The sequence below is a fragment of the Microcoleus sp. Pol12B5 genome (assembly GCF_036701335.1).
Taxonomy (GTDB): Bacteria; Cyanobacteriota; Cyanobacteriia; order Cyanobacteriales; family Microcoleaceae; genus Microcoleus.
In genome coordinates this window covers 1-21,152 of record NZ_JAUBQQ010000078.1, presented here as the reverse complement: position 1 = coordinate 21,152, position 21,152 = coordinate 1, and the positions used below count along the sequence as shown (strand labels likewise).

Annotated in this window: 19 protein-coding genes and 1 pseudogene; 10 read left to right on the top strand and 10 right to left on the bottom strand. The window is 43.9% G+C overall.

The window, feature by feature from the left end; genetic code table 11:
- Positions 1–63 precede the first annotated feature (63 nt).
- Positions 64–1,641, top strand: a complete 1,578-nt coding sequence (locus tag QUA24_RS23540; RefSeq protein ID WP_333232496.1) for a polysaccharide biosynthesis/export family protein — start codon at positions 64–66, stop codon at positions 1,639–1,641.
- Positions 1,642–1,821: 180 nt separating this feature from the next.
- Entirely contained in the window at positions 1,822–4,101 is a 2,280-nt protein-coding gene (locus tag QUA24_RS23535) for a lipopolysaccharide biosynthesis (protein WP_333232494.1), read from the top strand.
- Positions 4,102–4,559: 458 nt separating this feature from the next.
- On the opposite strand, the gene QUA24_RS23530 is transcribed toward QUA24_RS23535, so the two are convergent.
- Complete coding sequence (locus QUA24_RS23530; protein WP_333232492.1) at positions 4,560–4,838, bottom strand: hypothetical protein; 279 nt, start codon at positions 4,836–4,838, stop codon at positions 4,560–4,562.
- 439 nt (positions 4,839–5,277) lie between these two features.
- On the opposite strand from QUA24_RS23530, the gene lpdA reads away from it, so the two are divergent.
- Positions 5,278–6,714, top strand: coding sequence for a dihydrolipoyl dehydrogenase (gene lpdA / locus QUA24_RS23525; protein ID WP_333232490.1), 1,437 nt, complete (start codon positions 5,278–5,280; stop codon positions 6,712–6,714).
- Positions 6,715–6,770: 56 nt separating this feature from the next.
- Here the strand turns inward: lpdA and QUA24_RS23520 are convergent, their stop codons facing one another.
- Both QUA24_RS23520 and QUA24_RS23515 read right to left on the bottom strand, forming a co-directional pair.
- Positions 6,771–7,046, bottom strand: coding sequence for a hypothetical protein (locus tag QUA24_RS23520; protein ID WP_333232488.1), 276 nt, complete (start codon positions 7,044–7,046; stop codon positions 6,771–6,773).
- A gap of 30 nt (positions 7,047–7,076) precedes the next feature.
- Entirely contained in the window at positions 7,077–7,259 is a 183-nt protein-coding gene (locus tag QUA24_RS23515) for a nucleotidyltransferase domain-containing protein (protein WP_333232487.1), read from the bottom strand.
- 254 nt (positions 7,260–7,513) lie between these two features.
- On the opposite strand from QUA24_RS23515, the pseudogene QUA24_RS27400 reads away from it, so the two are divergent.
- Positions 7,514–7,936: pseudogene (locus QUA24_RS27400) on the top strand (ribosomal maturation YjgA family protein).
- A 167-nt stretch (positions 7,937–8,103) separates the two neighbouring features.
- Here QUA24_RS27400 and QUA24_RS23500 read toward each other — a convergent pair.
- From QUA24_RS23500 to QUA24_RS23490, 3 genes are all read right to left on the bottom strand, one after another.
- Complete coding sequence (locus tag QUA24_RS23500; protein ID WP_333214502.1) at positions 8,104–8,532, bottom strand: DUF202 domain-containing protein; 429 nt, start codon at positions 8,530–8,532, stop codon at positions 8,104–8,106.
- A gap of 221 nt (positions 8,533–8,753) precedes the next feature.
- A complete protein-coding gene (locus QUA24_RS23495) occupies positions 8,754–10,169 on the bottom strand; it encodes an LCP family protein (RefSeq protein ID WP_333232484.1) in 1,416 nt (471 codons plus the stop codon).
- 104 nt (positions 10,170–10,273) lie between these two features.
- Entirely contained in the window at positions 10,274–10,648 is a 375-nt protein-coding gene (locus tag QUA24_RS23490) for a hypothetical protein (RefSeq protein WP_333232482.1), read from the bottom strand.
- Positions 10,649–10,893: 245 nt separating this feature from the next.
- Between QUA24_RS23490 and rpe the strand changes: the two genes are divergently transcribed.
- Positions 10,894–11,595, top strand: a complete 702-nt coding sequence (gene rpe, locus QUA24_RS23485) for a ribulose-phosphate 3-epimerase (RefSeq protein ID WP_190744589.1) — start codon at positions 10,894–10,896, stop codon at positions 11,593–11,595.
- 96 nt (positions 11,596–11,691) lie between these two features.
- Here the strand turns inward: rpe and QUA24_RS23480 are convergent, their stop codons facing one another.
- Positions 11,692–12,474, bottom strand: coding sequence for a DsbA family protein (locus QUA24_RS23480; protein ID WP_333214508.1), 783 nt, complete (start codon positions 12,472–12,474; stop codon positions 11,692–11,694).
- 582 nt (positions 12,475–13,056) lie between these two features.
- Here QUA24_RS23480 and QUA24_RS23475 point away from each other — a divergent pair.
- Positions 13,057–13,254 (top strand): helix-turn-helix domain-containing protein, encoded by a 198-nt coding sequence (locus tag QUA24_RS23475; protein ID WP_333232480.1) that lies wholly within the window; start codon positions 13,057–13,059, stop codon positions 13,252–13,254.
- Positions 13,255–14,330: 1,076 nt separating this feature from the next.
- Here QUA24_RS23475 and QUA24_RS23470 read toward each other — a convergent pair.
- A complete protein-coding gene (locus tag QUA24_RS23470) occupies positions 14,331–15,734 on the bottom strand; it encodes an NB-ARC domain-containing protein (protein ID WP_333232478.1) in 1,404 nt (467 codons plus the stop codon).
- A gap of 145 nt (positions 15,735–15,879) precedes the next feature.
- Here QUA24_RS23470 and QUA24_RS23465 point away from each other — a divergent pair, with 145 nt between their 5' ends.
- The 4 genes from QUA24_RS23465 (at position 15,880) to QUA24_RS23450 (ending at position 19,989) form a co-directional block, all read left to right on the top strand.
- On the top strand, positions 15,880–17,925 hold the full coding sequence (locus QUA24_RS23465; RefSeq protein WP_333232476.1) for a type IV pilin-like G/H family protein: 2,046 nt from the start codon (positions 15,880–15,882) through the stop codon (positions 17,923–17,925).
- Between the two features lie 117 nt (positions 17,926–18,042).
- Complete coding sequence (locus QUA24_RS23460; RefSeq protein ID WP_333232474.1) at positions 18,043–19,413, top strand: hypothetical protein; 1,371 nt, start codon at positions 18,043–18,045, stop codon at positions 19,411–19,413.
- 188 nt (positions 19,414–19,601) lie between these two features.
- Complete coding sequence (locus tag QUA24_RS23455; protein ID WP_333148509.1) at positions 19,602–19,814, top strand: type II toxin-antitoxin system HicB family antitoxin; 213 nt, start codon at positions 19,602–19,604, stop codon at positions 19,812–19,814.
- Positions 19,807–19,989: a type II toxin-antitoxin system HicA family toxin gene (locus QUA24_RS23450; RefSeq protein WP_333232473.1), complete on the top strand. Its 183-nt coding sequence runs from the start codon at positions 19,807–19,809 to the stop codon at positions 19,987–19,989. The genes QUA24_RS23455 and QUA24_RS23450 overlap by 8 nt, the downstream gene beginning before the upstream one ends.
- 33 nt (positions 19,990–20,022) lie before the next feature.
- Here the strand turns inward: QUA24_RS23450 and QUA24_RS23445 are convergent, their stop codons facing one another.
- Positions 20,023–20,178 carry a hypothetical protein gene (locus QUA24_RS23445; protein WP_333232471.1) on the bottom strand — a complete coding sequence of 52 codons (156 nt, stop codon included), beginning with the start codon at positions 20,176–20,178 and terminating at the stop codon, positions 20,023–20,025.
- A gap of 5 nt (positions 20,179–20,183) precedes the next feature.
- On the bottom strand, positions 20,184–20,807 hold the full coding sequence (locus QUA24_RS23440; RefSeq protein ID WP_333232470.1) for a type II toxin-antitoxin system antitoxin SocA domain-containing protein: 624 nt from the start codon (positions 20,805–20,807) through the stop codon (positions 20,184–20,186).
- Positions 20,808–21,152 lie beyond the last annotated feature (345 nt).

Here is a 21,152-nt window from a genome sequence, read left to right as displayed (position 1 = left end):
TAAATATCCGGGTTCAACTCGCCCCGAAAATATCTTATTGTTTTTTCTCGTCGCTATATTTAGATGAAACTTACAAGTCAGACCATTATTCAAAATATTACTTTTTTAAATCCTCTGAAAATGTGGCAAAAATCCCCTATTAAAAATAGCCTCGCTTTTTCCTTGGCAGGCCTGCATTCAACTGCTTGGACTCTATCTTTTGCTGCTGTATTCTGGGGTTTTAATAGCAAAAATTTTTCGGAAACGGCTTTAGCTCAATCTGTTGCTCCTGGTTCCGAGCGCCTCGTGGCGCCACCGCCATTGCGTTTACCGCCACCGCCCCCTGCCAATTTCAACCGGGATATTAACCCAGCTTTTCGGAATCGGCCCTACCGCCTCGGGCCGGGAGACCAGATTTCTGTTCAAGTTCAGCGCTTCCCAGAGCTAGGTTTTACGGGTCCAATCAGCCCTGAAGGGGTAATTGTACTGCCGCTAATCGGAACAGTAAATGTGCGTGGTCTTACGGTGGAAGAATCACAGCAGCGCCTCCGGGAGCGCTTTGGCCAATTTATCAAAAATCCTCAAGTCTCGGCTGCTTTGCTGGTTCAGCGCCCGGTAGTGGTGACGGTGACGGGGGAAGTGGCAAGACCGGGTTTTTATCCGCTGCAAACCCCCCAGCTTCCTGCGGCTCTGGCGGCTGCTGCTGGGACTAATCCTACGGCGGAACTGCGGGCGGTGCGGGTGCGGCGGACTCTGCCGGGAGGCGCTGTCGCGGAGCAAGTTGTTGATATTTTGACACCGTTGCAAACTGGTATTGCTCCGCCGGATTTGCGTTTGGAAGATGGAGATGCGATCGTCGTACCGTATAAACAGGTTAGGCCCGATCGCAAATCCGATCAAGATTTAGCATCCAGGTACAGCCTCGCTGCTGCTGCTGTCCCCGTCCAAATCACTGTCACCGGAGAAGTCAGCAAACCTGGTTTTTACACGCTTCCGGCGGGTTCGGGTCGAATTTCGGCTGCTTTGGTGATTGCGGGGGGAGTCACGGGAAAAGCCGATTTGCGGGAGGTGCGAGTGCGGCGGACGCTGATGAACGGCTCCTCGGTCGAGGAACCAATCGACCTCTACACTCCCCTAGCAAACGGTAACGATTTGTTCGATTTTCCTTTGGCATCGGGAGATGTGATTGTCATCCCGGAATTGGACGCTAGTACCAAAAACCTAGACTACGACAAAGCTCTAGTTTCGCGGTCTACTTTGATTAAGCCCAGGATCTACGTTCGAGTTTTGAGTTACGCTAGTGGTGGTTTGACCTCGTTCTACATAGAAAATGGCAGCAGGTTTTTGGATGCTCTCAACAACTTGCCTGTTAATCTTGCTGACTTGCGGAAAATAGCCCTGATTCGGTTCGACGAAAAGCAAGGTAGAGCAATCAACCGTTCGATAGATGCTAAAGCTGCTTTGGAGGGCAATGTTTCTCAGAACCCGATGCTCGAAGATAATGATGTGATTGTGATTGGTAGGAATCTGGTAGAGCGCATTGGTTATGTACTCAACACTTTTACTCGACCATTCCGGGATACTTTGGGATTTATTCTGTTCTTTGAGCAGTTGAGAAATGGAGTAACAGATTTGTTCGGCCCGTCACGTAATGATAGGTAGTCATACCATTTTAGATTTTAGATTTTAGATTTAAGATGGGGAATGACTTAGGCGATATGGGTTTAGCTCGCAGACCGAAAGTTCTAAGGTTTTTGGGGGATTTGTAGAATTAGTCAGGAATCATTAGTTATCGTTAACAATTAGCAATCTAAAATCTAAAATCTAAAATCTAAAATCGTTATGACTTTATCCGTTGTTAAACGTTATTTAATTGCTTTTGACCAATACAAGTGGGTGGGACTGGCTACTCTCGCGGTGACTGTGGGCGTGTCGGGAGTAGTGGCTATGCAGCCAAAGCCTGCGCCAGTTTACGTTGCAATAGGTACGCTGGCCTACGACAGACCGAGCGTGATTTTTTCATCCACTACTACTAAAATTCAACAGGAAGGACAAGAAATAACTAAAGAGATGCTGCTGGATACAAGGGTGGTTGAACCAGCAGCAAAAAAACTCATCAAACCCGAAGGAAAATTAAACAAAGAAGAAGCGGAAAAAGTACAAGCTTTGGCTGACAAGCTGGGAAAAGATGTGCAAATAAAGATGCCCAGTAAGAATAATGACCCCAGCGCTTTGATTCAAATATTGTACAAAAATGCCGAGCGTAAACAAGCAGAAGCGGTAGTAAAGACGCTGATGAACGAAATGGTGGAACACAGCAAAAATATTAATACTTCTAGACTGCGAGAAACGATCACCCAAATCAACCAGCGTTTGCCGAAAGTAACTCAGGAACTTAGAGAGACGGAAGCAAAACTTGAAGCCTACGAAAAACGAGAAGGAACTTCAATTTTAGCAGCTCAGAGCGGTGCTTTGCCGCAAGCGATTACCAGCATCCAACAGCAGCAGCGGCAACTCCGCGTGCAGTTGGGAGGAATTGAAGCTCAAATTAACAGTTTGCAGGATCGCTTGGGATTGAATGTGGAGCAAGCTTACGTCGCTCAAGCACTCTCTGCCGATCCAATTATTGCCCAACTGCGAGTGCAATTGTTTTCGATCGAATCTCAGCTCAAAATTCTCCGCAGCGACTTGCAGGAGGAACACCCGAAAATTGTAGAATTGCTTAAACAAAAACTTGCTTTTGAGCAGCAGTTGCAGCAGCGCCAGTCTGAGGTACTCGGCGGTAACGGAGTGGCGGCTCCGCTCAGAAGTGCCGATCGAATTCGGGTAGACTCTTCTTTAGATCCGGCCAGACAGCAGTTAGCTCAAACTTTGATTGCTTTGCAAACGCAGCGGGATACGGTGCAACAGCAACTCCAAGGAATCGAGAAAACTGAAAAAGAATTGCGTCGGGAACACGCGACAATCCCCAACAAGCAGTTAGAACAAGCCCGTTTGGCCCAGCAAGTGGCGTTCAAAAAAGCTCTCTACGACAAGATGTTGTCGGCTTTGGTAGATGCTGAGGCGGCGGTAGCTGAGACAACGGGGAGTTTGAGAATCGCCCAATGGCCGCAAACTGATGACGTTGAGTCCAACAAGAGAGGTTTGCCCGTGATGCTGGCGGTGGGCGGATTTGTGGGATTGCTGCTGGGCGGGGGGTTGATATTTCTGTTGGGGATGCTCAACGGCAAGTTTTACAGTTGGGAAGAAGTGCGGGCGGCTTTGGTGGAAAAAGAGGTGCCGATACTGGCAGTTTTGCCTGAAGTGACGGTGTTTGATTCCTACGGCGATGAAATGCCTCTGGCCCTGGAGGTAAATTCTCCCTATTTGGAATTTTACGAGCGGTTGCGTACTAATTTGCGCCGGATCGGGAACAAACCGGTAAAGGTGGTGTTGCTGACTTCGGCAGCGCCTTTGGAGGGGAAAAGTTTTAGTGCTTACAATTTGGCAATTGCATCGGCTCGATCGGGTAAACGGACTTTGCTAATTGAAGCAGATTTGCGATCGCCTTCTAACGTTGAATCTTTGAAAATTGCTGCTGATCCTTTGGCGACTGTGGAACCTTTGCACTATTACGGCAATATTAGCGAGTGCGTCCTTTTGGTTCCAGAGGTAGAGAACCTATACGTCGTGCCGAGTCCTGGCTTTTTGCGACAGGCCTCGGCCGTACTAGAATCCAGCGAAATGCGGAGATTGTTTGAGGATGTTCGCAACCGCTTTGATTTTGTGGTTGTGGATTCTCCGGCGTTGAGCGAGTGCAACGATGCCCTGACGCTGGAACCGTACACGGACGGTATGATTTTGGTGGCGCGGCCTGGTTACACTTTGTCTAGTATGTTGTCTGAGGCTGCAGATCAGTTGCTGGAATCTGAGGATGAGGATTCGCATAAATCCGGGCCGCGGCTGTTGGGAGCGATTATTAACGGTGCTGATATTCCGGTGAAGTTCCGCAATGATATTGATATTGATGAATGGGAGTTGCCTGTGAGTGCGATCGGCGATCGGGCGATCGAAGTGCGATCGAGGCAATTACCGCAGCACTCAAAACCTAAAAATAAGGCTATTAATAGTAAATTGAGATGATTTATCTGGCTTAATTCTTGTAAAGCAATCCTCAACCAAATGTGAATGTTTTGTAGGTGCAACTAAGCAGGTTAAGCCGAAAGCACCGTTAACAGCCCGTCGATTTTGATTGGGAATTGATATAAATTCTGGTTGCTTTGGCATGATTAAACCGCAGAGGACACAGAGATCACAGAGTCAGAGAACAGAGAGATGAATCATTTCTATGCTATGAGATTTTAGATTTTAGATTTTAGATTTTAGATTGATATCAATTCTGGTTGCTTTGGCCTGATTAAACCGCAGAGGACACAGAGTCAGAGAACAGAGAGATGAATAATTCCTATGCTACCGAATTTCACATTAAAAATTGACTCCACAGATTCATCTGGGAGCGTAAACATTAATCTAAAATTTTTCACTTGTCAACAGTCAACAGTCAACACTCAACAGTCATTACTTGAAAATGTATCATCGCACTATTGATTCGATTCCGGGCGTTTCTGGTGTTTACTCTGGATAAACTGTTCCAAATCGGCGATCGCATCTTCAAAATCCGACAAATTAATTTTCGTAGGTCTAGTCTTCTTCGGCAAACTCGAAGACTGACTCGAAGACTTAGCCGGAGGCGGTGGAGATTTCGGTTGTGCAGCTTGAGTGCTGTTCGATTCTATAGAATCGAACAATTCATCCAGGGACTCAAAAAACGATTGAGCCGAGGCCCGGCGTAAATCTTTCTGGTCGTCGTCATCCGTCATAAGCCACTCCATAGACTCTAAAAGTTGCCAACAAACTCTGCCCGCCCCCAAGGCGTGCAGACATGAAAACCCGACTAAAACAAGCAAGCGGACACAATTTAACCGGACGGTGGAATGCCTGCTGCTGAACTTGCTGCCCCCTATAAAACCTGTAGCGGGCATTGTCAGCCTTCAAACTATATTTAACTCTACACCCGCCTACTGAGTGATTTGAGACTTGGTGCAGACCCAGCTCAAAATCATTGACCCTGAAAAAATCTCAGTTACGGCTCTTTCGTTGTCTAATTAACCCTAGTCTAGTCGAGAATAAGGAGACAGGACTTATGCAACTATTACCGCTGTTCAAGGGTTGCGATGGCAACGCGCCACCCCGAAAGGGCCCAGAGACGGTGTTTTTTGCTTGAGTCCTAAGATTTCAAAGGCATTAGGAGATTTTAAGGTGACTCAGGGATTTGATTACGATTTAGCAATTATCGGCGCTGGCGTGGGCGGACACGGCGCGGCGATACACGCGGTTAGCTGCGGGCTGAAAGTGGCAATTATCGAAGCGGGGGACATGGGGGGGACTTGCGTCAACCGCGGCTGCATTCCCTCGAAGGCGCTGTTGGCTGCTTCCGGGCGAGTGCGAGATTTGCGGAATGCCCACCACCTAAAGACTTTGGGTATTCAATTGGGCAGTGTGGATTTTGATCGCGGGGCGATCGCAAATCACGCTAACACTATTGTTAGCAAACTTCGCGGTGACTTGACCAACAGCCTCAAACGTTTGAACGTCGATGTCATCCAAGGTTGGGGCAAAATTGCCAGTGCTCAAAAAATTACCGTCGAAACCGATAAAGGCGAGAAAACTATTACTGCCAAGGATATTATTCTCGCTCCCGGTTCGGTTCCCTTCGTCCCCCCCGGGATAGAAATTGACGGCAAAACTGTATTTACCAGCGATGATGCAGTCAGGCTGGAATCGCTGCCGAAGTGGATCGCAATTATTGGCAGTGGCTATATCGGTTTGGAGTTTTCGGATATTTACACAGCCCTGGGCTGCGAAATTACGATGATTGAAGCTCTAGACCAATTGATGCCAACTTTTGACCCCGATATTGCTAAATTAGCAGAACGAGTGTTAATTGCACCCCGCGATATTGAAACAAAAGTAGGTGTTTTGGCCAAGAAGATTATTCCTGGTTCGCCGGTAATTATTGAATTAGCTGATTTCAAAACTAAGGAAATTGTCGAAGTTTTGGAAGTTGATGCTTGTTTGGTAGCAACTGGTCGGGTGCCGGTGAGCAAGAATTTGGGATTAGAAACTGTTGGCGTAGAAACGATGCGCGGTTATATCCCAGTTAACGATAAGATGCAGGTTTTGGCGGCGGGAGAACCGGTGCAAAATTTGTGGGCGATCGGCGATGTTAATGGCAAGATGATGTTAGCGCATTCTGCGTCTGCTCAGGGAATTGCCGCAGTAGAAAATATTTGTGGCCGTGCCCGCGAAGTTGACTATTTGAGTATCCCGGCGGCGGCGTTTACTCACCCGGAAATTAGCTATGTGGGGATGACGGAACCTGCGGCAAAAGAGTTAGGAAAAACTGAAGGGTTTGAGGTCGGTTCTGTCAAGAGTTATTTCAAGGGAAATTCTAAGGCTATTGCGGAGGGTGAAACTGACGGTATGGCTAAGGTGATTTACCGGAAAGATACTGGGGAGTTGTTGGGAGTTCACATTTTCGGTTTGCACGCTGCGGATTTAATTCAGGAGGCGGCAAATGCGATCGCCCAGCGCGATTCTGTGAACACTTTAGCATTCCGAGTTCACACGCACCCGACGCTTTCGGAAGTGTTGGATGAGGCGTTTAAACGGGCGGCTGGAGCGGGTAGTCATTAATCTGTAGGGGCTGTTTTCTTGTTTTAGATCCCCGGCTTCTTGAAGAAGTCGGGGATTTAAGTATTCTGTTTGAGGGCAGTGGTAGAGTAAGTTAAAGGAGATGAAAATGCTCGCAATTGCAATCTTTTAGTATTCTCCAGAACCGGCAAGATGCCTGTTCCACAAAGAGTAAGTTTTTTTGTGGGGTGGGCATCCTGCCCGCCCGTCAAAGGCTTATTGAGAAATGACATTCCCTCTTGGCGAATATTCCTCAATAAAGGCTCATTGTAATGTATAAATCGCTGTTCGTCCAGAAATAAACAGCTAATTACTTCATCATTTTGGAGCGACAAATCTGCTATAATCTGAAGAGTTTTATCAATTTATTCGCCTGCTTGAACTGGCGCTTTCAGAATTACTAAAACATCTATATCGGAGTCGGGATGTGCATCGCCTCGCGCTTGGGAACCGTAGATAACCATTTGCGTGAGGCGATCTCCGTAAAGTTGCTCGAAGTGCGATCGTAATTGCATCAGTATGTTTTTAAGTTTATCGTTAATGCTCATATTTGTGGTAAATGATTGGAGGGCGCACTTTAGGCAAAATGCTGCAAATAGGGCTAAATTTTGGCAATAACAAAAGGGGATTCCCGATCACTGAGCCAGTTTTCATCAATCACTTTGAGATTGACATCTCCAATGGGCGATCGCATGACTCCCTACTTAGGTGGTAATCATTCATCTCATGTCACTGTTGGGGGAGTTGAAGCCATAGTACAGCAAAAGCGTTAAAGTGAAGTAAAAAACCTGTCTCAAATTTAATGAATTCCCCAATTTCTCCCGATCGCCGTTTTTTAAAATATCGAATTGCCCTACTCATCATTATAATCGTGATTATCCCTTTAGGTTATGTGGTGAGATTTTCTCGCGGCCCTACACCGGAATGGTTCAACGACTCTTTTGGGAGCATAGCTTATGAGCTATTTTGGATTTTGCTGGTAGTTCTGATATTGCCGCAATTTTCGCAAATTAAGGCGGCTGTAGCTGTGTGTCTAGCTACCTGCGGAGTATAGTTTCTTCAACTGTGGACACCTCCGTTTTTACAAGCAATGCGAGCTACTTTGCCCGGAAGGCTAATTTTGGGAAATCACTTTAGTTGGTCAAATTTTTTCTCTTATTTTGTGGGGACTTTTTTACGTTGGTTGTGGGTGCGATGGCTTCATTTCACTTGCTTCCGCTTGTAAGTTGTACAGTATTTAAATTGTATATTTCGATGACCCGATCGAAAATCGTCAAATTCTCTCCTCATCAAACTCTCTCCATCTCTCGAACACCATAGACAATCTAGATGCACAAAATCTTAATGATATGGTTGCAGTTATTTCCACTTTAGCTAAGCGATCGGGTTAACTTAGAATTGAGAGTTTTTAGGAGTTGAAGTGGGAGCTATATTTCCGCGATCTCGCCATAGCAATAACGGAATACTTAACGTTCCTAAAATCATTACAACTCCAGTCAGAATCCAAACTAGCACACGATTTGGGCGATAATCACCTCGCTCAATTTGCCAGAAAACTCGATTATAACGCCATGCTGCTAAGGCAATCACCGCAATCCCAAAAACGACCAGACTCAGCCCTAAAGTTTCTGAGTTGAAGAAGGGAGGGGAGGAAACTTCTTGCTGAGTCACTGTAGCTTGAAATTGACGGAGAAATAAACTGAACCGACTGATTGCAAACCCAAAACCAATTAAAGCGAGTGAAGTTCGTAACCATGCCAGAAAGGTGCGTTCATTTGCCTGATGTTCCCGCTGCCGATCTATTTTAGCACCCTTATTCATCAACCCTACCTTTATAAAATATTTTAAGCTTTCCCTCGTTGATTATTGTTTCACTTGAGATTGCGGAGGGAAGTATCGCTATGGCGATCGTGATTAATCATCACCAAAAAATATAGTACAGTAAATCGACAAAAAGCGATCACTTCCCTCTCTATCAACAGAAAAGAAGAGGACACAGCAATGCTATGTCCCTCCTACAAATACCCCAGTTATAATCCAGTTTAAAAAGACTTAGCCGCACCACCGGACTGAGCCTTTTTCTCTAACCAATCCTGACCCAATCTGATTGTCACGTCCGACTGCAAAGAACCGGTACTCTCAACCAACACATCTCCAAAACCCAAAAACTGGCGAATCGCTTGAGCACCTTTAATATCGCCCTGTTGAGCTACTAGAGTAGTTACTTCCAGGGGTTCCGGCCAAGCTTTATAAACCTGAACATTCCGATAACCGGCTTGAGTCAAATTATTGACAAAATCTTCAACAGCCGATGGATCTCCGGTACTATCTTGAATCGCCACATTCAGAAAAGTCGAATCAGCATTCTCAATTGTCCAAGTATTTTGGCCGAAGTCAAAATGTTCCGCCACCATAGTTTCGATGGCATATTGGTCTGGCAACCAAAAACTTGCCTTGTAGTCCTTAGAATCGCTAAATTTGCCGGGAACCATCAACATCTGGACGCCAGCGCGATCGGTTTGAGTAGCAAAACCAGCCAAAGCTACCAATTCTTCTATACTCAAATTCGTGTCAAGGTGAGACTGAATCACCGACAAAATCTTCGGTAGTCGAGACAGCAAACCTACATTTACTTCCTGTTCCACAAAAGCCCGCATCAACAATTGCTGGCGCTGCACCCGCCCGATGTCGCCCAAATCGTCGTGCCGATAAAGCAAATATTGCACGATTTGTTCGCCGCTGAGTTTTTGCTTACCAGCCTTTAAATCTATATATAAATGCTGGCTGTTATCGGTATACTTCATGTCTTTAGGGACATTAATAGTAATGCCACCCAGGGCATCGACCAAACTTTTTATGCCATGAATATTAACTGTGACGTAGCGGTCAATGCCCACACCGCCAAGGAGTCCGCTGACTGACTTCGCTGACGAAGCCGGGCCGCCGTAGTAATTAGCTTCGTTGATTTTCACGACCCCCCTGCCTTCAACATAGGTGCGGGTGTCTCGCGGAATGGAAAGCACGCTTAACTTTTTATTTTGAGGGTCAAACCTAACCAACAGCATGGTATCGGTTAAGCCCTTAAATGAGTTTTCCCAAACCTCGTATCCGACATCTTTGTTGACACCTCCTTCGATATCAGAGGTCAGAACTTTAAGTCCTAAAACTAAAATATTAACTGGGCGAGTCAGCTCCGGCATCTTCATGTTGAGCTTTGCCATGTCGCCTTGAGAAAATACTGCTGCTTCTTCAGGGCTCAACTTTTGTTGCTGAAGCGGCGTTGTAGAAAGGGAGACGGCTAGCAATGCTCCGGCTGTGGCTGAGAGCATGGCTACTCCAGCCAAACCAAAACCAAAACCCAGCCAGCGGCCTCGATGGGGCTGGGAAGCTTTTTTGGTTGCAGGTTGAGCAGTGGATTGTTGGATAGGGTCTTGATTAGGAATTTTTTGAGCTGGCACTGGCTTCCTCACACACAACAAAAATAAAAAAGATAATGGCAATATGTAGTATCAAGCTGAAGACGCACTCAATCAATAGGGTAGGGGCTTAAAAGAACCCTAAATTATGATAAATGTTTGCCTACTACTTGCTCGGCTAAGCGACTAATTCCGGGCAACCATAGTGGTTGACGCTTCCAGAGGCGAACCATCAGTCCCAGAGCAACGATGAAATAGCTGGTTGTTAGCAGGCTACTCATTAATAACATGGGAAGTGTCGGAGATTCCGCAGAAATCGCTCCAGCATCTAAAAGAATATGTCCTAAGAGCCAACTAAAAGCAAGGGCAATTGCCAAGCGGCTGATGGCTTTGCGTTCGGGACTACCCTGACGGCGGTAAAGAGTCCACAGGGCGGGGAAAAAGCCGATGACTGGGATCATTAATACAAACAGACTGGCACGATCGAGTTCAGGATTTTCTAAGGGATCTGTTTTTTTCATAATTCGCTACTCAAAATTTGCAGAAGGTCAGATGTTGCACACAAGTTATTTGTTAGAGGTAAAATTTATATCCTAAACCAAAATTCCGAGAGCTGGGCTGGTGCGCGCTCGCCCAACTTGTCTGTCAGAGGCAAAATTTTTCTGCCCTCCCAATCTCGCGACTGATCGTTGGCAACTTTTCGACCCGGAGACCCGTATTTTGATAAACTGGATACAGCACAGCAGTCAGGAGAACAGACTTAGCCATGACCCAATCCCAAAAACCCATAGTTATTGCTCCATCCATATTATCAGCCGATTTTAGCCGTCTTGGAGAAGAGATTCAGGCTGTCGATCGAGCTGGGGCTGACTGGATTCACGTAGATGTGATGGACGGTCGCTTTGTTCCTAATATTACTATCGGGCCGCTGATTGTTGAGGCAATTCGCCCCGTTACTACCAAGGTGATCGATGTCCACTTGATGATTGTGGAGCCGGAGAAGTACGTCGAGGACTTCGCTAAGGCGGGTGCTGACATTATTTCGGTTCACGCGGAACACAATGCTTCGCCTCACTTGCACCGCACCCTCGGCCAAATTCGGGAATTGGGCAAAATGGCTGGTGTGGTTCTGAATCCTTCGACGCCGCTGGAGTTGATCGAGTACGTGCTGGAACTTTGCGATTTGGTGCTGATTATGAGCGTCAATCCGGGCTTTGGTGGTCAAAGTTTTATCCCGGCTGTTTTGCCGAAAATTCGCCAGTTGCGTAAAATGTGCGACGACAAGGGCCTCGATCCTTGGATTGAGGTAGATGGCGGTTTGAAGGGAAACAATACTTGGCAGGTTCTGGAAGCCGGCGCAAATGCGATCGTCGCTGGTTCTGCTGTGTTTAAGGCCAATGATTACGCAGGGGCGATCGAGGGTATCCGCCACAGCAAGCGCCCGACTCCTGAGTTGGCTGCGGTTTAATCAAAGATTTTTCGAGTTTTTCTGGTTTTTCTCGTTCCCAGCCTACTTTGGCTGGGAACGCATTTTTAGACTCGGTTTCTAAGAGTCAGGAATTACTTATTTCGAGACAGAGGCGAGAATGCTTTCCATCTCAGAAAGCTCGATCGCCCCGGAGAAAGTTTTGCCGTTCATAATAAAGAAGGGAGTGCCTTCAATGCCTAGTTGTTGAGCGAGTTGCACGTCTTTGGCAATGGCGGCTTCTGCAGCGGGGCTGTTGCGATCGGTGTTAAATTTATCTAATTTTAGATTGAGCTTTTGGGCGATCGATGCGTACAATGGCTCGCCTAAATCTTTCTGCCCTTCAAACAAAGCGCTGTAATATTCCCAGAATTTGCCCTGCTGGCCCGCCGCCCAAGCTGCTTTAGCTGCTGGCAGCGCTTGAGGGTGAATAGAAGTCAAGGGAAAATGCTTGTAAGCTAAAGTAACTTTGTCCTGGTGCTTTGCCATAAACTGCTTGACAGTATCGTGAGCGCGCGCGCAAAACGGACATTGAAAGTCAGAGAATTCTAAAAGTACAATCTGCTGCGAAGCTGAACCCGTGGTGGGAGAATCCCCTATCGAAGATTTGGGATTAGTTTTCATCTCCTGCAAAAATGACTGCTGCGCTGCTTTGAGAGACTGCTGCTGTTGTTGCTGGTACGCTTGTACCGACTCTAAAATTGCTTGGGGATTTTCGCGGATCACCTGCAAGACTTGCTCTTTCAACTTGGGATCGACTGAATTGCCAGCCGTTGACTGTGCGGGGGAACAACCGATAAATACCAGGCAACCTGCCAGGAGTACAGCCAAGCAGAAGGCTTGCTGGCTGCGGAGTTTTCGCCAAATAGTGGATACGTTCATCTTTTTTTTCTGATTCACGGCAACACTTAATCCTACATTTAATTTTGCGGAGTGTCAGGTATACCGCTGTTGACTGCTGTGCAGTTCTTTTTATCTGTGACCAATATTTATTTAGTGGCGATCGGTAATTCGTAGTCGGTAATTGGGAAAGGTTGTGAATCACACGAACACCGACTAACCTAATAATTAAGATTTAAATAATGGGAATTTATTATAATATAATTTCGCCTCAACAATACTCCGGACACTTTTTAAAGAGGGAGGCGATCGCAATACCCCAGAGAAGTGAAAAAAGTGAGTGCAATCTGAACCCAAAATCAACATAAAAAAAGAGACTCTTTTAGGTTAAGCTATAAAAACACACAAGCTCAACAGATTGCCTTATGAAGATTATTGAATCCATCTTACAACAAATGCCGGGGATTAGTCAACCCCAAAAGAAGTTTTTAATCACTTTATTTTCAACTATTTTGCTGGCCTCTGGCAAGGTCAACTTCACGAATCTCAGTCGTTATAGCAATCCTAAATCATTATCAAGACTGTGATACCATTATATGCAATACTTAATTATGACAAAAAAAAATGAATAACTTCCAACGTTCACAAAAAGATATGGAAAAAGAAATAGCCCAATTAGAAGATTTCATTAAAAGCGATATCGATGCCAGAGAACTAAAACGAGCAATAGCTGTAAGGATGGGGCTTTCAGGTAAAAGCTACCATGAAATCAGCAAAATATTAGGTGTAAGTAAGTTTTTCATTGGTTATTGGAAAAACTAATTTAAAACCAAAGGCATCGCCGGAATCAAACTAGGACATAAAGGGTCAAAAGGGTATTTAACAGCTCGACAAAACACTGAAGTAATCGAGTGGTTAAAGAATAAAGAATATTGGAATTTAGATGAGTTTGTTACTTATTTAGCTCAAGAATTGGGTGTGATATATAAATCAAAACAGAGTTAGTATGAACTTTTCGACCGGGCGAAAATAAGTTGAAAAAAAAACTCAAAAAACTAATCCTAAATTTGATAAAGAACTGGTAACAAAAAAGACGGAAGAGATTAACGATTTTTTATTTAAAAACAAGGCTGGTATAGAGTCTGGGGAAATAATAGTATTGTTTTTAGATGAATGTCATCTACTTCATGGTGATCTGACTGGTTATGTTTGGGGTCAATCAAAAATTAGAATTGAAGTCCCAATTACCAATGAAAAAGATAGACAAACTTATTTTGGCGCAGTCAATTATTAAAGCAAATAATTCCATGTTCAGAGCCATCCATCTGGTGATGGAAAATCAACAGTTAAATCCATAAAATACTTACAAAATAAATATAAAAATCGCAAGATTATCTTGATTTGGAATGGAGCTAGTTATCATAAATATGGAGAATTTAGAGACTTTTTATTAGAAATAAATGGTGACAAAAAACCTGATAATTGGTCAATTACTTGTATTTTATTTGCTCCCCATGCTCCCCAACAGAATCCCGTTGAAGATATTTGGTTAAAAGTTAAAAACTTTTTAAGAAAGTATTGGTATTTATGTAGGTTTTTTAAGATTGTCAAATTTTTGTTTGATTTTTTTACTAAGGAACATAAATTTGATTTTCCCAAAATACGTCAATATACTTACACACAGAAAATTATTTAGGTTGCTCTAGATATAGAAAATCATTTATAGCAAAACCATTTGATTTGTAAACAATCGATTCAATCATCACAAGCGTTTCAGGTTGTTCTACATTCACAACTCAAATAGAATTGCTATAGGATTGCTATATTCAATTACTGTAATTAAACTTCACTACATATTTATTACTACCGGATTGAGTTGAGGTTCCAGGTGGCGATTTTCATTTTTTGTTTGTTATATACTCTCTGATTACTGGCCCGATCGTAAAGTGCGATCGCCCGTTTTGTTTTACTGTTTCAACTAATGACCGTCGTCCTAAAGATTGCATGACTTTCAAGAGTTCTGGCGGTGATAGTTGCAGGTTGGCTGGTATTTTTGATATGTCGGCAGGTTCGGGGGTATTGGCTAGCCATGCGATCGCCTGTTGTTCGGATGCGGTTAGGCGATCGAAGTGCTGGTGCAGGAGTGATTCTAAGTCACCTAAGAATAGGGTATCATAGGATAGGAATTCGGAAACGCTACCGCCGAATAAGTCTTGAATCAAAGTGGCAACTATATTTAACCATAAGGGATTGCCTCGGTAAAGGTCGATTAGTTCTGACCATTTCTCCGGTTCTGCTAAACCTTTTCCTCTGAATATTTCTTGTGCTTCGGGGCCTAAACCGTTGAGTTGCAGCGATTTGCAGGGGCGGTTTTCGCCTTCTAAGGCGGCGATTTCTCTGGGTTTTTCCCAACTCAGGAGGATTAAGCAACTGTTGTGGGATGATTCTGTTATTTGTTTGAAGAATGCGCCGTAATTTTCATATCCAGGTTGGTAATTTCCTGCGAGTTGTTGGCTGCTGAAGATGGTTTGGATATCATCGAGGATGATAAGACAGCGGTGCGATCGTAAATATTCTAGTAGAGGCAATCCCCCCGTGGTTGGCCTTTCTTCGGAATAGGGGGCGGGCACGGGGGCACCGCCCCTACAGAATTTAATTAAGTCGGTTTGGAGTGATGCCAGGGGTGGAGAGTTGCGGAGACTTCGCCAGATAATGTAATCGAATTCGTGTTGAATTTGTGAGATTAGTTGGAGAGTAAGGGCGGTTTTGCCAATACCGGATAAGCCTAAGATGGTGATGAGGCGGGTGCGGCCTAAAATCCAGTTTTCGAGGGTGGTGAGTTCAGATGTGCGGTTATAGAATAGGTTGGGCTCTGGTGCATCAGCTAAATCTAAATGTACTTCAGGTTCGGAATTGCTTGTTTTTTCGTTATATCTATCCTTGTCTTGCGGTTCAGGTTGTGAGATTTTTAGGGAGTGCAAAGTCTCAGCGGAGACGCTACCAATTTGTATATAGTCTTTCCCGAAACATGAGATATTGGAAAATCGCCAATTTTGTAATTTTTCTCTAATATTTGCTTTGCAAACCTCTTCATCTTCTAATGCAACTGATAGAAGTTTCCATAATTTAAAGCCAACCTCTTTAACGTATTTCTCTGAACGGTTGTGATGCTGTGCAATTTCTTTATATTTCTTATTGTCCCAAGCACCGCGTAAAATAGACTTTTGCAGACTATCTAAATGTTTTCCCGTAGTAGTCAAAGCTAGATGGTCTACAAATTCTAAAGCTTCTTCAACGTCCATCGGTCACGTAGATGCAAAGGGTTGACCTGATTGTAACCCAACTAAATATGACTTTTTCAGTAGCAACCAACTAAATGTGACTTTTTATGGCCTAGTTGGGATGGAAAAAAACTACTAAATATGACTTTATATGGCTTGACAAGCTTTGGCATTTAGGAAAGAATTTATACTTAAGACAACAAAACGTTTTGCTAAGCGCTACCGTTATCTACCTGTTATGACACAACCGAATATTTTGGAAATCGCGAAACAGGGAGATGCAAAGGCGATCGCGCTTCTGCTGAACCGCCAGCTACAAGCCAAGGGCATCACCGCCGCAGCTTCCCTTAAGGATGGTTGTTTACAGGTGATGCTGGAATCGGCAGAAGCGCCTAGTCAGCAAGTCTTGGCCCCGTGGGTGAGTAAGTCGATCGCTGGTTTGGGGGCTGTATCGATTGAGAAAGTGAAGGTTTACGGGCGACAGACGGGCGCAAAAGTGCCGGCGTGGAGTCAAGAGTTTGAAATGGCGGGGCAAAATTTACCTGTTGCGAATGTCACACAGGCGCAGGCAAGTTCTAGTGATAATACGGAGTCAAATCAGCTTAGTTTGAAGGAACGAGCTAAGCTTGGGGATGTGGAGGCGATCGCCAGTCTGTTAAATCTTCCGTTACAGAATAAGGGGATTAGTGCGACTGCGAGTTTGCAAGATGGTTGTTTACAGGTGATGCTGGAGGGCGATCGGGTTCCTGATGAGGAGGTTTCTATCAGGATTGTCCGCAGGGAGTTGACGAATTTGAAGGCGGGGGCGATCGCTTCTGTGAAGGTTTACGGGCAGCAGGCGGGTGAGGATTTCCCGGCTTGGAATCGAGAGTTTGAGATAGTGGTACAAGTAAGTCACCCAACGTCTAAAGCTGATACTTCAACGCCTAAGCCATCCAAGAAAGTTGAAACTGAAGAATTAGTTGAAATGCTTGTTCCTGGGCTTAAGCAACTCAAAAATGGGATGACAGGTATTGGCGTGGCATGGTTATTAGGTGCTTTTATTGGTTACTTATGGATGTTTTGGGTTGGGCTGATTATTCATGCAATCTACATTTGGAAAAATTTTGATAAACAAGTTATAAAAATAGTCTCTATTTTGGCTGACCAGTTCAATAATTTAGTGTCATCTAATACCACTTTTAACACTCAACCCAAAGCTGAGAATGGCAACACATCAACAAAATTAACCGTTACTGGCACTCAATCTCATCAGAATAAACAGTCTTGTCCTCGCACCTACTTGGGTGCATCTATCTTAGTAACCATCCTGGCTTTCCCTCCTTTAGGAATAGCAGCAATAATCTTTGCTGCTCAGGTTGGAAGTAAATATGAGGAAGGGGATTACGAAGGAGCTAAATCTAATTCTAATACAGCTAAGGTTTTGTGTATTGTAGGTGGCGCCATTGCGGTTACTTTTTATGTGTTGCTGCTTTCAGTTTTTGGGATATCACTGTTTGCTAACACTCAACTTGAAAGCCAAGCAGCCAAAGCTAAACAATCTGAAGCTAAACAATATATTGGTTCTATGAACAGGGGTCAACAAGCTTATTATGCAGAAAAAGGCAAATTTTCAGATACGATAGAAGAAATAGGATTAGGGATAAAAACAGAAACAACAAATTATAAATATACTATTGTTAACGTAGATAACACGAAAATTATAGCATCAGCAACAGCAAAAACTAAAAATTTAAAAAGTTATACAGGAGCAGTTTTTTTAATTAAGGGTATTGATGGTAATGATACTACAAAAGCTGATGTTTGTGAAACAGATAGACCATCTCAAACACCTCCTAATATACCTCAATTAATTGGCAACGACATTCAATGTCCTGCTGGCTCTGTGTCTTTAGATTCATTAAAATCTGTGTCTCCCGATTCATTAAAATCGGATAGTACAAAAGTTGGTGTTGAAGTTCCCACACATCCGTCGTGTTCAAGAAAATATGTAAGCGTTAAACTAGATACATTTGAAAACTGTCTAGTTGACGGAATGACATATTCTCAAGTGGCAAATGTTCTTGGTTATGCGGGTAAACTTCAGTCTCAATCTGGTAGCATAGAGATGTGGCAGTGGAACGATGGTGAAGGCAAATATTTATCTGCTATCTTTTCAGATGGTAAGTTGATGAGTAAATCACAGATAGGTTTAGAACCTGGTAGAGATTAGAAGATACATAAAGTAACTGTCGCCTCCTCTACCAACTTTTGAAAAAGTGCGATCGCGCCTCCTCTTCCTTTATTAATTTATATGGAAGAATTGAAAATGTCTAACCCAAACTCAAATATGACACAACCAAATATTCTGGAACTCGCGAAACAGGGAGATGCAAAGGCGATCGCGCTGCTGCTGAATCGTCAGCTACAACCCAAGGGCATTACTGCGACAGCCGCCTTGAAAGATGGTTGTTTACAGGTGATACTGGAAGCGGTGGAAGTCCCTAGTCAGCAAGTCTTGGCCGCATATATGAGTAAGTCGATCGCGGGTTTGGGGGCTGCATCCATTGAGAAAGTCAAGGTTTACGGGCGACAGACGGGCACAAAGGTGCCGGCGTGGAATCAAGAGTTTGAAATGGCGGGGCAAAAGTTACCTGTTGCAGATGTGAGTGAGACGCGATCGGCTATTTCTACTGAGGTAACGGAGTCAAAGCCGCTGAGTTTGAAGGAACGGGCTAAGCTTGGGGATGTGGAGGCGATCGCATCTCTGTTAAATATTCCGTTGCGAAATAAAGGGATTAGTGCGACTGCGAGTTTGCAAGATGGTTGTTTACAGGTGATGCTAGAGGGCGATCCGGTTCCTGAAGAAGAATTGGCTGTTAGGGTTGTCCGCAGGGAGTTGACGAGTTTGAAGGCGGGGGCGATCGCTTCTGTGAAGGTTTATGGGCAGCAGGTGGGTGAGGATTTCCCGGCTTGGAATCGAGAGTTTGAGATAGTAGCACAAACGCAGACAGTAAAACAAAATAATAATGTTAAGTTAAACAATCACAATCACACTCTTGGAGATTCGATAGAATCAGATGGTCTTCAAGAAATAGCAAAGAACGGAGACTTAAATGCGATTGCTATCTTAATTCAAAAATCCCTTGCTGCTTATGAAGTTCATGTAGATGCTGAAATACAGTATGGCGTAATGCTCTGGTTAAAGCTGAAGTCTGACAAAACTTTAGATTCCCAAGCCTGCTTGAATAGGGTTTCAAGAATCCTAAATAATATTCAACCCGATAAAATTGTTTCGGCTAGAATTTCTCAAATCAATTCCAAGAATCCTAAACAGCAAGCTTGGAACAAATATTTAGCTTTCAAAGAAGGGCAGTTCATTGATAACACGAAAGCAGTTAATCAGATGACTGGTGCTTTTTGTGCAGCAGTTGTTATTGTATTAATATTCATTTCGGTTATGTACAAACCAACTTCTACTACTTCATCAAGTCCTGCATCTTCATCATCTACTCCTGCATCTTCCTCAACTTCCAACTCAACAACCCCTAGAACCTTTCTTGGTAAAAGTCAGACAGGATATGAGCTTTGGGCTGATAAAAACTGTGTTTATGTCAAAGGAATGACGGAAGGTGATTTAGCGCGTCTCAATACTGATGTATGGCGTTTCAAAGATGAAGTCAAGTTACAGACTGGCTATAAATGCGTTCTGTTTGAGTAGGTGAAATATCCAGCTACCTTGGCTTTTCAATTGATACTGCTGTCTTTATAAAAAGGCGATCGCCCTTACATCCCAAATTGTCAAAAAGCGCGATCGCGCCTCTTCCGCTGTACTTGCAAAAAAATTACATCCAAGATAAACTAGGAAATAGAAACTAAGCAACCTCTGATGCTGAAAGCAAAAATATAATGAAAACTAAAAGCTTCACAGTCATCATTTACAAAGAAGAAGATATGTACATTGCCGAATGTCCAGAAGTCGGCACAATTGACCAAGGCGAAACCATAGAACAAGCGATCGCCAATCTCAAAGAAGCTACAAGGCTCTATCTCGAAGAGTGTCCTTTACCCGACGAAATCACTCCCAGGTTTGTAACTAGCATAGAGGTTAGCTATGCCTAGGTTGCCCAGAATATCAAGCCTAGAAGTAATTCGCGTACTAGAGCGTTTAGACTTTTATCAAGCCAGACAAACGGGTAGCCACGTTGTCCTTAAAAAGCCTCTTCCAGACGGAGAAATTGTTTGCGTTGTGCCACTCCACCGCGAGTTAAAATTGGTACTCTCAGCGGTGTTCTAAAGCAAGCAAAGGTCACACCTGATGAGTTTATAGCTAATTTATAAGTGAGAATAAACGGGTTTCCCAGTAGATGAGTTTTTGTAGCTTGTAGGGGTCGATCGCGATCGTAATGAAATAGCGATCGCCCTTACGTCCCAACTTGTCACAAAGTGCGTGAAGCGCAGCTATCCCGTAGGGAATCGCCCTCACTTATATTATTTAGAGAAAACACGACCAGAATAATATTTTTTCATCGACTCTTGAGAAATAATCGCATCACAAGATTCGTCTCTCGGCAAATCCCCTCTCGCTTCCAGCCAAGGCATTTCACTGCAAATCATTCGTTCCAAAGTTTCATCATCATACTCAAAATATGCCTCGGCAACTTCTTCGATAAATTGCCCAATTTTTTGGGGAAGTTTCGGTTGTTCAATTTTCTCTGTAATTGGTTCCCAACTAAATTGGCATTGATACTTCTCCAAAAAATCAGGAATAACTGGCCCGTGAATCCAGGCTTGAAAATCTGCATCAAAGAGTGGCTTGCCGTAAACTCCTAAATACCAAGCTTGAGCGTAATACAGGAGTTTTTGTAGCTTGTAGACGTTGATTGCTACATTAGTATACGAAGCTAACCAAATCAAAGCATTTGCAATATCTCGATCGCTGATTTTTTCCGAATTAGTTGGAACCGCAACAACTTTCAGTTGACCTTCGCCTATCTGTTCTAATAGTTCAGAAACTGACAAGTTAAATTCTCCGGCAATTTGCTCAACTCTTTGCCAGACAGGAGAACTTACATTTATTTGATATTCAGTTGTTATTGAGGTAGTTTGGGTCATGGCCGTTTTTAGAGCCGACTTAAATAATTGTAGCAAACAGTGCGGAATAATTACCTAATAGCGATCGCCCTTACGTCCCAACTTGTCACAAAGTGCGTGAAGCGCAGCTATCCCGTAGGGAATCGCCCCTACATGAATTATTCAAACTAACTCCGACACACTCAGGCGCCCTTCTACGGGTTCATACTCATCGTAACTGCTCACCGCAGCGCAGTTGCGGTGAGCAGTTACGCATATTTTGGGTTAAAGTTAAGATGCCTTTACCCTGAATCTAAAATCTAAAATCTAAAATCTAAAATCTAAAATCTAAAATCTAAAATCTAAAATCTAAAATCTAAAATCTAA

What these genes read in the sequence shown, in the direction of transcription:
- QUA24_RS23540 (WP_333232496.1), top strand. Translation starts at nt 64, where the DNA reads ATGAAACTTACAAGTCAGACCATTATTCAAAATATTACTTTTTTAAAT.
- QUA24_RS23535 (WP_333232494.1), top strand. Translation starts at nt 1,822, where the DNA reads ATGACTTTATCCGTTGTTAAACGTTATTTAATTGCTTTTGACCAATAC.
- QUA24_RS23530 (WP_333232492.1), bottom strand. Translation starts at nt 4,838, where the DNA reads ATGACGGATGACGACGACCAGAAAGATTTACGCCGGGCCTCGGCTCAA.
- QUA24_RS23515 (WP_333232487.1), bottom strand. Translation starts at nt 7,259, where the DNA reads ATGAGCATTAACGATAAACTTAAAAACATACTGATGCAATTACGATCG.
- QUA24_RS23500 (WP_333214502.1), bottom strand. Translation starts at nt 8,532, where the DNA reads ATGAATAAGGGTGCTAAAATAGATCGGCAGCGGGAACATCAGGCAAAT.
- QUA24_RS23490 (WP_333232482.1), bottom strand. Translation starts at nt 10,648, where the DNA reads ATGAAAAAAACAGATCCCTTAGAAAATCCTGAACTCGATCGTGCCAGT.
- rpe (WP_190744589.1), top strand. Translation starts at nt 10,894, where the DNA reads ATGACCCAATCCCAAAAACCCATAGTTATTGCTCCATCCATATTATCA.
- QUA24_RS23480 (WP_333214508.1), bottom strand. Translation starts at nt 12,474, where the DNA reads ATGAACGTATCCACTATTTGGCGAAAACTCCGCAGCCAGCAAGCCTTC.
- QUA24_RS23475 (WP_333232480.1), top strand. Translation starts at nt 13,057, where the DNA reads ATGAATAACTTCCAACGTTCACAAAAAGATATGGAAAAAGAAATAGCC.
- QUA24_RS23470 (WP_333232478.1), bottom strand. Translation starts at nt 15,734, where the DNA reads ATGGACGTTGAAGAAGCTTTAGAATTTGTAGACCATCTAGCTTTGACT.
- QUA24_RS23460 (WP_333232474.1), top strand. Translation starts at nt 18,043, where the DNA reads ATGACACAACCAAATATTCTGGAACTCGCGAAACAGGGAGATGCAAAG.
- QUA24_RS23455 (WP_333148509.1), top strand. Translation starts at nt 19,602, where the DNA reads ATGAAAACTAAAAGCTTCACAGTCATCATTTACAAAGAAGAAGATATG.
- QUA24_RS23450 (WP_333232473.1), top strand. Translation starts at nt 19,807, where the DNA reads ATGCCTAGGTTGCCCAGAATATCAAGCCTAGAAGTAATTCGCGTACTA.
- QUA24_RS23440 (WP_333232470.1), bottom strand. Translation starts at nt 20,807, where the DNA reads ATGACCCAAACTACCTCAATAACAACTGAATATCAAATAAATGTAAGT.